This is a genomic window from Methylobacterium indicum, from assembly GCF_001043895.1.
Lineage (GTDB): Bacteria > Pseudomonadota > Alphaproteobacteria > Rhizobiales > Beijerinckiaceae > Methylobacterium > Methylobacterium indicum.
The window spans coordinates 21,670-32,883 of the sequence record NZ_JTHF01000084.1; the positions used below are offsets into that span (position 1 = coordinate 21,670).

Sequence of the window (11,214 nt, forward strand, 5' to 3'; positions counted from 1 at the left end):
TCAATGCATCCCGCCGGCAGCCTGGAGGGCCGCGATCAGAGGCTTGATCGAAGTCGCGCGAGAGAGATCGCCCACGGCCTCGATCAACGGCTCGACCGGACCGCGCGCGAGCCCGCGGAGCTTCTCGGCGAGCGCCTCGTCCGACAGGAGGGTCTCTGGATCCCAAGGGTCACCGCGTGCGGTGTCGCTCTCGGCCCGCAGGGACCTCCCATCGACGAGGTGGAGCCGGATTCCGCCGGGAAGCGTACGCATCTGATTGCGCGTGAGGCTATGCACGAAGTCCTCGCCGCGCGGATGGGCCTCGAAGCGGACCTTGGCGCGCAGAACGGCCACGGCCGGATCGTCGTCCCAGCGCGGGTCGCACCAGGCCGGGCCCGGCGGCACGCCGAGGAGCCGCATCGCGATGAGGTGAGGAAAACTGAACTGCCGGCTCGCGAAGGTGCGGGGCGTCGCTTGCGTGAAGCGGGCCGAGGCGGTGAGCGGGCCCGTCTCGACGACGATCGCCGTGATGGCATCGATGGCGGGGCGCTCGCTCGCCAGGATCGCCTCGAGGGCGGTCAGCACCGGATGCGTGAACCGGCAGCTCGGCCAAGGCTTGTAGGTGATGTCGGCGATGAGCCAGCGTTCGCCGAGCCCCGCGGTCAGGTACGACTCGTTGGGCGAGGCCGCGCCGGAGAGCCGCGCCAGACTGCTCGGCCCGTCGAGGATCGTCGGGAAGCCCCGGGTGCCCGCCTCGGCCGCCAGAGCACCGCCGGCTCCGGTGACGGCGCACCACCCCGCATCGCAGTACTTCGCGTTCGGCAAGTCGATGGCCGCCGCCCAGTGTGCCCCAACCGGGACCGGCGTATTCGCACTCGCCAAGCCGAGACTCTGTGCGAACAGGGCCGGGTCCTGCTCGAGGAGCCGCGCCGCGGCACCGCCTGCCGCGAGGACGACCGGCGCGGCGACGCCCCAGACCGACGGAAATCCCGTGACCCGCCCGTCCTCGACCTCGATCATCGGTCCGATCTGGCTCGCGAGCCGGGCGCCGAGTTCGTAGCCGATCAGGATCGCGCTCAGGAATGCCGCACCCGACTGCATCCTGGCTTCGGCAAGGCCGAGTGCCGCGGCAACCGCACCGACGCCGAAATGGGCGCCGACCGGAAACGTCTCGTCGAGGTCGAGGGCATTGGCGATGCGGGCGTTGGCGTAGATGGCGCCGAGGAGGCCGAGGCGGGGCCCGCCGGCGACGAAGACGGGCGTGCCGCCACCGAGGGCGAGACCGAACCGGCGAGCCATCGGCCCGATCTCGGTCTCCGCTCCTGCAAGGAGGCAGCCGAGCGTGTCGAGCAGGAGACGCTCGGTCTCGTGGCGCACAGGCGCGGGGATTTCGGCCCAGGACAGGGCACTGAATGTCCGGGCGAGTTGGAGGGTGGCGGGAGGCAAGCCGTGAGATCCTCGTGCGGGGGGTTTCGCCCACACACTTCACGACCTGTCGCAGCGTTCAGCAAATACAGGAATGATGCACTGGTATGCCTCGGCGACGCCTCGTCGGTCGATTGAGGCCGACAATTTTGGTAACCACATGGCCCGTCTCGGGCCGGATCCACCGCTTCGGCGATGTCGATCCTGTCCTCCGGCGCGCGCGGCACCCGACGAGTTGTGGGCGGGTCCGCCCCGGCCAAGGCGCGGGGGCCGTCGTCGTGGCACAGGGCGTCTCAGGACAGTCATTCGGTTTACGTAGCCTGGAGGCGACCGGCGAACTGCCCTGCACCGCATTCGTGGCAAGGAACGGCGCCAGCGGCTCCCTCGCGGTCTGCGAGCCCGGCGCCGACGGCAGAGACCCGCCTCCTTCGACATCATCTCGCCGGCCTCGACCAGCACTTCCGGCGTGATCGGCATCAGGCCGTCGGCAAGCGCCGTGGAAACCGCCGCCGAACGGGCTACGGTGGTTCGCGCGCGTGGCTGCCCCGAGCGTGGGTGGCAGAACCTGCACCGTCTCGCGAGTGAAGCTTCAGATCCTCAGCCCGGTCCACCAGTGGGATTGATGCCCGGACGATGGCGACGGGACAACGTCGGCCATCGTCCTGCCCGGCACCTTGACGGCTGCACCGAGCACCAGCCTCGCTCGGGTCTCTACCTGCGACCGTCCGGTCGTAACGGTCTGAAGCATTCGTGCAGCATCAGGATGCTCAGTGTCGCCGATGGCCGGGTCACCTGATCAACGTGCCTCTGCGATAGAACTAGGTCCGCCCTATCCAGATTTCAGAATTGAGGCTCGGCGATCTTGCGATTTGTCATCGCCGGTAATCTGATCGTTTACCGGAGCGGATGATCTTCCGGTCACTGCGTTCCTGCGATCGAGGAGATCCCGATCGCGAGGTGCTTGCTGTGGAATATTGTCTCGATGTCCGGCGGGATGAGACAGCCCGTCGTGATGAATGCAGCTGTCCCCCTCCCCTCCTCTCCGTCCTTGGGCAATTCGGCGGCGATATCACACGGCTACCTCCGTCAACATCACCGCCGCGGTCCTGTCGGCCCTTCCAAGGACGAGCCTGCGCGTCGAGCATAAGCCATTCCTGACTCAAGCCGAGGTCGAGGTGTCCGGCTTCTTACGGCTTGGCGACTCGGGACGAGCCTCACTCGTCGCGAATGCGACTGCGTTCGAACGCCTCGAACAGATCGGGAAGCTGCTCCATCAAGTAGCGGGCGAACCCCCCTTCCCTGCTTAACGTCACGCGGATGTCCTTGGCTGTCTCCTGAACCTTAGCAACCGGCTTGTCCCTGCAGAACACGGTGCGAGTGAGCTTTGCTTCAACTGGTGTCGCAGTGGCAGCCTTCAGGGTTGCCAGGAACCTGTCATCTGACGCTCCCCTGAACTGCGGGTCGTGGATGACACTGCGTGTGCGCTCAAGGGCTGCTTCGTCCTTGAGCGCGTCGGCCAGGGCCTGCCAGCGCCCACGCCCGACTTTGGGTGCACGACCGATCGCCTCGGCGATGTCGGTCGGAACGGCGCGTGCAACGGCAATCAGCTTCGAGGCTTCCGCACGGTCGATGGCCAATGCCTCTTGGATAACAGATCGTTCATAGCCTGAATCCTCCAAACGGGCCGCAAAGAAGGCTCGCTCGATGAAGCTCAGATCCTCGCGTGCTGCATTCTCGACACCTTGAGCAACGATCAAGTCTTCGTCCGTGAGTTCACGAACGACGGCCTTGACCGACAGGCCGAGCTCGCGGGCGACCCGCACCCTGCGATGCCCATAGGCGCTCTGATAACGTCCGCTCTTGAGCGGACGAACGAGAATCGGGATTTCCTGCCCGCGCTGAGCGATGGAAGCCTTTAGCGCCTCGTAGGTCGGGTCGTCGGCCTCATGAAAGCGATCGACGATGGGTGACGCGTCGATGAGGTCTGGATCGATCGTGATGATCGACGCGCCGGACTCGAGCTGCTGGCGCAATTCTTCGTTTTCCCGCTCCGAGTCGGTCAAGGTCGAGCGAAGTGCGTTGACCGAGCCGGATGGGATCCGGGGTTTGTTGTCTGCTGACAACGGTGGCTGGACGGCGAAGAGCGCGCTGATCGCGCGGGTACGTTGGGTTCCAGTCGGCTTCGTCATCGGCCCCACGCCTGCTTGATCAATTGAACGATCTCGGCATTCACCGCGTCGACGGATTCGAGCGCCCTGTCATAAGCCGCCCGGCCGACTGACCCACGCTCAAGCTCGTAGAGCGACTGCTTCGTCAACCCCGCATTGGCAACGGCGGTCGACTTCCAGGCGGCAGCGTTCAGCACGTCGTCTCCGAACAGATTGCGCAGCAAAGCGACGATCTGAGTCTCGGGCACGTCATTCGGATCGTGGCGGGTGACGACGTAGCGAATGAAATCGTGATGCAGGCGTCCACCAGCGTCCTCGATCACGGACATCAGATCCGAGGTCATGAGGAGGAACTGGCTCATGGACGCCATGTCGACCATCTGCGGATGGATGGTGACCACCATGGCGGTCGCAGCGTTGAGAGCCCCCATGGTGAGGTAGCCAAGTTGTGGTGGGCAGTCGATTACGACCACGTCGTAATCCGACTCGACCTCGCCTAGAGCGGTTGCAACACGCCTGAAGAACATGTCATGGCCACGGGCTTTCCGATCGATCATGGCGCGTGGTGTCTGATGCTCGAACTCCATCAGCTCCAGATTGCCAGGCACGATACTCACGCCGTCGAAGTAGGTCGGCCGGATGACCTCACGAGTGGGACGGCGTTCGTCGTCGTAACGGATCGCCCCATAGAGCGTCTCGTTTCGGTCGATATCGAATTCAGGCTGATACCCGAACATCGACGACAACGACGCTTGCGGATCGAGATCGATCGCCAGCACCCGAAAACCGCGCAAAGCCAGATACTGCGCCAGGTAGAGCGATGTGGTGGTTTTCGCGGAGCCGCCCTTGAAGTTGGCGACCGCGATCACCTGCAGCGGCTCCCCTGGACGACGTCGTGGGAGGAATTGCAAGGCCTCGCGAGGGCGCGCTTCCGTGAGATAGGCCCGCAGTTCGTTGACCTGTGCGAGTGTGTAGGACCGGCGGCCACCCGTTGCTATGGCCGGCACCGGTCCGAGCCCATCAATCGATAGTTGGCGCAGGTAGCCGTCGGATACCCCTACGAACTTTGCGACCTCTCCCGAACTGAAGGAGCGCAGCATTTTTTGGGACGCTGGGGGAAACAGCGACGCCGTGAGGTTCCGGAGTTGGCCGGACAAGAGGGAGGCATGACGGCTCACGCGTTGCGCGGCAGTCTCTTCGCCCTCTAAAAGCGTGTGGGCTACTTGCGTCATTCGCGATCCGTTCGAGACGGCACTAGCGCGTAAAACGCCGTCTTGCCGTCTCTTGATAGACGACATAGTTCGCACCGGCTGGCAAGAAATTAAGGGTAACCGAATCCTTAACGGATGCCCTTGTTGTCAGCAGACAACACGCGGGCAGCACGGCGATCAGCTCTCGCCGCCATGATGGCCGCCGAGGCCAACCGGAGCGCGTAAAGGCATCGGCATCAGTTCTCTCGCGCACTGAAGGCCGCTACGCTTTCATACCATATAGTGAATGCAGGGGTGGAGGCTCGAGCCGGTCGCGCGATGGCAACCTCACAGGGCCGACATCGTCGACGAGAGGTCGCACGTCGAAGGCGTGTCTGTGGCGTGGGTACCAGCACGATACCGGCTTACGCCGGCCCAGCGCATGAGGGGAGGGGCAAGGCGCTTGGGTGCGGCGAGGACGGATTTACCACGAGACCGCTTCATGCATCGAGCACATCCACGAGCTTATGGCCTCGGCCCGATGTCTGACGAGCGATATGAGAAATGACCGTTCGATGTGCTAGTTGAACAAGACTCTGCGCGGTAGCCGGAGAACAGCTCTCTGCACCTGCTGTTGCATAGCATGGCACGACGAGTGACCACGACTGAGACCGCCTGCTCGCCTTCGACCCGTTCAAGAAGCACCGCTCGTCACTCGACCTGTAGAACACAGCCACGTCACCGTGAGGTCGAGGTAACCGCATCCCCGTGGGTCATCGAAGTGAATGCGAGAGAGGCCGCCTGAGCGCCCATTACGGCGCTCTCGCGGGGGTGGGCATTGGCGGTGACGTTTAGGATCGGGTTGTGGGCCACCGACTCTGAACCCGGGAACTACCGGAATCCCGGCTCACGTCGAGGCTGTGCGCGCGGGCTGAGAAGAGCGCTCACGCGGACGTGCTGCGCGAACAGTTCGGTATGACCTGCGAACAGCCGATGAAACTGGATGTCACTGGACCGACCGGAGCGGCGACGAGCGCGTAAGAGCCGGAGTAGCTGGTCCAGCACGGCAGCTTGCCCCGGGCTCGATCCGCGGATTACCGTGACCGGGACTGAAAGGGGCGAGCTGGCACCGTCGAGCTGGGCGTCCCGGAAGCTAGGGACGGGGAGCGACTGCCCGAGTTCCTTGAAGCCGAGCCGGATGAGCGAGAAGGCGCTGACCGCGGTGATCGAGGACGCCCCTGTCTGGGGTATCTCCATCCGCGCTGCCACTGATCTGGTCCAGCTGCGGTGCCTGCTTTCGCCGGCAGACTGCGCAAGACAATCGACTAGGGCTGAACGTGGAACGAGATTTAGAGCGCCTAACAGAACGGCACGATCGGTTCGGTTGGGCGTTGGGTTGGTATGGCTCGCCCGTTTCTCCCTGACGATCTCTGGGCTGTGGTCGCCCCGCTTCTGCCGCCACACCCGCCTCGCCCGAAGGGCGGGCGTCCCCGTGTGGACGGTCGGGCGCCGTGACGGGCATCCTGTTTGCTCTGCGCTCGAGCATCCCCTGGGAGATGCTGCCGGCCGAGATGAAGTGCGGCTGCGGCATGAGCTGCTGGCGCCGGCTGCGCGACTGGCAAGCCGCCGGCGTGTGGCGGCGCCTGCATCAGGTGCTGCTTGAACGCCTGCATGCGGTGGGCGAGATCGACGGGAGCCGGGCAAGCGTCGACAGTGCGAGCGTACCGGCGAAAAAGGGGGGTCTGCCACCGGCCCGTACCCGACGGATCGGGTCAAGGCGGGCACCAAGCGCCACCTCGTCACCGACGCACGCCGCTCGGCCTCGTTGCGACCAGCGCCAACTGCCACGACAGCCCGCTGATGGCCCCGACGCTGGACGCCATCCCGCCCTTGCGCAGCGGGCGGCGGGGACGACCGCGCCGGCGCCCCGACAGGCTGCACGCCGACAAGGCCTATGATGCCCGCGTGCGGCGGCAGGAGTGCCGGGCGCGTGGGATCAGGTCACGGATTGCCCGGCGCGGCATCGCTGGGTGGTCGAGCGCAGCCATGCCTGGTTCAGCCGCGCCCGCCGCTTGCCCGACCGCTACGAACGCCGCGCCGACATCTACGGGGCGTTCACAGTCCTGCAGGCCAGCCTCATCACCGTCCGCCAGATCACGAGGGTCTGTTAGGCGCTCTTACACGGTCGTGACGATGCACAGCCGATTGGCGCGGTGTAGTGTTATGGCAAGCGCGATGCGTCATCCCAAGAGCAAGGTTGTCGAGGACGCGCACGAGGCGCGATTCCTATCCTGGGAGAATGGAGTTCGGGGCTTTCAACGTTGAGGCGATGTTGATCACCCGTGAGGGGGGTGGAGCAACGAGCAATCCCTTGATCGGGTGCGGCGATGTCGCTCGCCAATGAGCAGGAGCCCGACCTCGCGGGCGTGGAACTCGTGATCGCGCCGTGACGGTAGACGAGGGGAGGGGAGGGGAGACGTCCACCTCCCGGCGACCCTGGATCGGCACGGGTCCGGGCGAACTCGGGACAAACCCCTGCAACGACGCAGCTTTGCAGCGGTAAACCCGCGGCATTGAACATCTAATAATACCGTTCTAACATTTATTGGACACGATCAATCGCTGCATACAATATAAAACTTCATCCCCTGGAGAAAACTGCGTTGGACCATCTTATCTTGATTGCAAGAAAGATTGCATGATCGCGCAGGCAGCCTGCAGGCAATGGCCAGGAGATGTCTGGCCGGAGGGGTTCAGTCCCGTGTTTGGTGTCGGGTTGCACCCTTACGGACTAGCATTACAGTTGCATCGGCTTCTTGAGGTGAGCTTGGCGGGCGGCGGCTTGGTGAGCGCGCCGCCACGCTGACCAGGCGATCACGAGAGCCGGTTAATGCGCTATTGCGCGAGCCGGATCGCGCCGCGCCGGATCTCCTGCAGCGACCAGGGCACGGGCGAGCTTGGCCCTTCGCTCGGTTTTTGGGGGCGGGCCGTTGGCCCGCTGACGCACCCGCGCCAGCACCGCGAAGGCCAGCATCACCAGGCTGACGTGCCGGTGCCAGCCATGCCAGGAGCGGGTCTCGTTGTGGTCCAGACCCAACTCGGGCTTGCCGGTCTCGAACGCTTCATCGATCGCCCAGCGCCGCCCCTCGACCTGAACCAGGGTCTGGAGCGACGTGCCAGCCGGGCACCAGGTGGTGAAGTAGGCGCGCTGACCATCGCCGATGCTGCGGCGAACCAGCAGTCCGTGCGTCCACACCTCTGAGGGCGCGTCGGTCTTCTTGCCCATATCCAGATCGGCGAGTTCGCAGTGAGCCTAGTCGTAGAGGCGCGCGCCCTTGGTGCCCCGCCCGGCCGACAGGCGCTGCCAGGTGCAAGGATCGAGCGCGTCGGCAATCGCTTCGGCCGTGCCGGCCACCTCGGGCTTGTCGATCCAGGAGTTGAAGCGATGGCTTGCCACAACCCCGAGGATGTAGCCCTTGGCCCCGCGCCGCAGCGCTTGTCCGATCTCGCCGACCCCGTACACGCTGTCGGCCGCCACCCAGGCAAACGGCACATCCGCTGCGATCGCCCGCCGGATAATCGTGAGCGCCAGTTGCGGCTTGGCCGCGAAGGCCAGCGTCTCCGGAACCTCGATCGTGATGCGCCGCCGATAGCGCTCCTCCGCCGGTCGCGCTCGGTCGCAGGCCCACGAATACGCGCCCTTGAACTCCAGGGCGGACCTCCTGAGGCCGGCATAGGCACGCTCGGCCCGCTCCCGTTCCTCCTGCTCCGCCGCAGGCACGAACCAGCCTTTACGGCCCCGCAGGCAGCCATAGGCCCCGGGGTCGACCAGCAGCCCGCCGATCCGCGCGGAGTAGCCTTTCCCAGGGGTGCGAAGCTGAGCGTAGATCTCCCGGAACAGCCTGGCGGGTTCCTTGACCGCCCTGCGGATCTCGTAGCGCAGCAGGTCGAGGTCCTGCTTGAGATCCCGCTCCGGATCGACGCGACGGTCGAGGGCCGCATCGATCGCCGCCGCGTCGTAGGGAACGGCCGCCAGGAACGGCTTTCGCGGCGCCACGAGGGTCGCGCGCTCGGCCGGCTCGACCGCCTGCGGGGGTGCGGGCTGATCGGCGAGTGGCAGGGCCTGCGACGCCGCGACCTCCGCGCGGGGCTCGCCGAGATAGTCCAGCACCGACGCCTTCAGCCGCCCCCGGCCCAGCCGGCCCGCCAGCGCCGCGAAGTCCGGGAACGCATCCTGCCCGGCATACAGACCGACCTCGTCCCGGTGCCGCGTCAGCGCGACGTAGGCCAGGTGACGGTCCATCCCCGACGAGGCCAGCACGAACGCCCGGTCCACCGTCGCCCCCTGGCTCTTGTGGATCGTCGTCGCGTAGCCGTGGTCCACCGCGTCGTAGACCCCCTGCGCGATCGTCACCGCCCGCCCGTCGTCGAGCGTCACGGAGAGCCGCCCCTCGGCTGCTTGCGTTACCGTGCCGAGCCTGCCGTTCTTCACCCCGAGCGCGCGATCGTTGCGCAGGAACACCAGCCGGTCGCCGGCTGCGAAGCTCAGCCGACCAACCCCACCGGTCACGAAGGCGACTTCGTACGTCTGCTCGCCGGCCGCGCGCAGCCGGTCGCGGATCGCGTCGTTGAGCGCGCGCACGTCGACCCGGGTATGGGCCAGCGCAATCCGGCTCGCCTCTGGCCGGGCCGCCCGGTCGCCGAGGCAATCCGCTACCAGCCGCTTGCGCGCCGAGGCTCCGTCCGCCGTGAACCGGATCGCGCCATGCTCGTGATAGGCCTCGAGCCCGGTCCGGGTTTCGCGCGTACCCAGGGCCACGCTCGCCTGCCGCTGCCAAGCCGTATGCTGGCGCCGGATCGCCTTGAGCTTGAGGAACCCGGTGCGCTCCGACATGCCCGGAACCCCGCCCCCGGGACGATCGGCTGCAGCTGCTCGGGGTCGCCCACCGACACCGGCTTGGCGCCGGATCGCTCGACCGTTTGCACGAACTGCGCGAGCTGGCGCGAGGACACCATCCCGGCCTCGTCGATCACCAAGATGTCGCCGGTCCCGAGCGGATGGCGCTCGTTGGCCCAGGCCATCTGCCAGGACGCCAGGGTGCGACTCGGGATGCCGGAGGAGGCCTCCGAACCCTCCGCGGCCTTGCCGGCGAGCGCCGCCCCGTGCACCCGGCAGCGGCGACACGGTTCTGCGCCTGATCCGTCGACGCGGCATCGCCTCCTCTCCGGCGCCGCACGTGGTCGGCATCGACGATGGGGCGTGGCGGCGCGGTCAATCCTACGGCACCATCGTCTGCGACCTGGAACGGCGGCGCGTCATCGACCTGCTGCCCGGTCGCTCCGCGGCACCGGTGCGGGACTGGCTGGCCGCCCATCCGAGCGTCGCCGTCGTCAGCCGTGACCGCGCCGGACCCTACGCCGAGGCTGTGCGCACAGGCGCTCCGGCGGCGATGCAGGTTGCGGATCGCTGGCATCTGCTCGTCAATGCCTCCGAGGCACTGCGCGGCATCGTCGAGCGGCACCAGTCCGAGATCAGGGCCGTGGCGAGCCACTCCATGCCCGAGCCTTCTCTCCCTTCTGATCCAGCGAAGACCGAGCCCGTCCCGGAAACGAGCAGCCAACGACGCGACCGCTGCGAGGCAGCCCTGCGGCTCCACGCCGAAGGTCAACCGATCAAGGAGATCGCTCGCTGTCTCGGGGCATCGCGCAACGCCGTGCGTCGCTGGATCCGGGCTGGCCAGTTCGTGCCCTATCGCCGTGCTCCAGGCCCGAGCCGCCTCGACCGTTACATCTGCTTCGTCGAGGCGCGCTGGCAGGACGGTCAGCGCAGCGCCGCCGTTCTCCATCGCGAGTTGTGCGCGCAGGGCTGCACAGGCGGCTACGACATCGTCCGGCGCTGGGCCACACGGCAGCGCTCGGGGGCCCCGACTCGACCGCCCTCAGCCCGGATCCCCTCGACACGCCGCATCACCCGGTGGCTGATGGGTGATCCAGTCGTTCTATCGCCCGAGGATCGTACCTTCACCGAGGCACTCTGCAAGGCAGCTGCGCGCTTGAAGCGGGCCGCCGAGGATGTGCGCGCCTTCGCCAATCTCCTGCACCAGGACGATCCCGCCGGACTGACGCCTTGGCTGGAGGCTTCCGCCGCCACCGAGCTCGGCGGCTTCGTCACCGGGCTTCGGCAGGATGAGGAGGCCATGCACGCGGCGATCGCCGAGCCTTGGATCAACGGCTAGGTAGAAGGGCAGGTCAACCGCCTCACACTGATCAAACGCTGCATGTATGATCGCGCCAAGTTCGACCTGCTCCGCCAACGAGTGCTGCATGCCGCGTGAGCCGAGACCTCGGAGCTTGGCTGGACAAGCACCCGTCGGCACCGAATGTGCGGATGAACCCCGTTCCGATGCCGTTTGACAACCGGATGATCAACCCCTGTCAACGCCGATTGAAGT

Annotated in this window: 4 protein-coding genes and 4 pseudogenes; 2 read left to right on the forward strand and 6 right to left on the reverse strand. The window is 66.4% G+C overall.

Going from position 1 to position 11,214, the window contains the following annotated elements:
• The 3 genes from QR78_RS10665 to repA form a co-directional block, all read right to left on the reverse strand.
• The gene (locus tag QR78_RS10665) at window positions 1-1,425 is read right to left on the reverse strand and encodes an MmgE/PrpD family protein (protein ID WP_158004035.1); all 1,425 of its coding nucleotides are present in this window, start codon (window positions 1,423-1,425) and stop codon (window positions 1-3) included.
• A 1,193-nt stretch (window positions 1,426-2,618) separates the two neighbouring features.
• A complete protein-coding gene (gene repB / locus QR78_RS10670; protein ID WP_048427503.1) occupies window positions 2,619-3,593 on the reverse strand; it encodes a plasmid partitioning protein RepB in 975 nt (324 codons plus the stop codon).
• Complete coding sequence (gene repA / locus QR78_RS10675) at window positions 3,590-4,804, reverse strand: plasmid partitioning protein RepA (protein WP_048427496.1); 1,215 nt, start codon at window positions 4,802-4,804, stop codon at window positions 3,590-3,592. Before repA ends, repB begins: the two co-directional genes overlap by 4 nt.
• A gap of 1,359 nt (window positions 4,805-6,163) precedes the next feature.
• Between repA and QR78_RS32650 the strand changes: the two are divergent.
• Window positions 6,164-6,933, forward strand: a pseudogene (locus QR78_RS32650) (IS5 family transposase).
• A gap of 716 nt (window positions 6,934-7,649) precedes the next feature.
• Here the strand turns inward: QR78_RS32650 and QR78_RS36690 are convergent.
• The 3 genes and pseudogenes from QR78_RS36690 to QR78_RS36015 form a co-directional block, all read right to left on the reverse strand.
• A pseudogene (locus QR78_RS36690) lies at window positions 7,650-8,453 on the reverse strand (IS701 family transposase); the annotation flags it as partial.
• 612 nt (window positions 8,454-9,065) lie between these two features.
• Window positions 9,066-9,581, reverse strand: a pseudogene (locus tag QR78_RS36010) (Ti-type conjugative transfer relaxase TraA); the annotation flags it as partial.
• Window positions 9,476-9,931, reverse strand: coding sequence for an AAA family ATPase (locus tag QR78_RS36015; protein ID WP_244276427.1), 456 nt, complete (start codon window positions 9,929-9,931; stop codon window positions 9,476-9,478). The gene QR78_RS36015 and the pseudogene QR78_RS36010, both read right to left, overlap by 106 nt.
• On the opposite strand from QR78_RS36015, the pseudogene QR78_RS10700 reads away from it, so the two are divergent.
• Window positions 9,931-11,097, forward strand: a pseudogene (locus tag QR78_RS10700) (ISL3 family transposase); the annotation flags it as partial. The gene QR78_RS36015 and the pseudogene QR78_RS10700 sit on opposite strands and share 1 nt — an antisense overlap.
• Window positions 11,098-11,214 lie beyond the last annotated feature (117 nt).

Coding starts and splice junctions, on each gene's coding strand:
- repB (WP_048427503.1), bottom strand. CDS start 3,593: ATGACGAAGCCGACTGGAACCCAACGTACCCGCGCGATCAGCGCGCTC.
- repA (WP_048427496.1), bottom strand. CDS start 4,804: ATGACGCAAGTAGCCCACACGCTTTTAGAGGGCGAAGAGACTGCCGCG.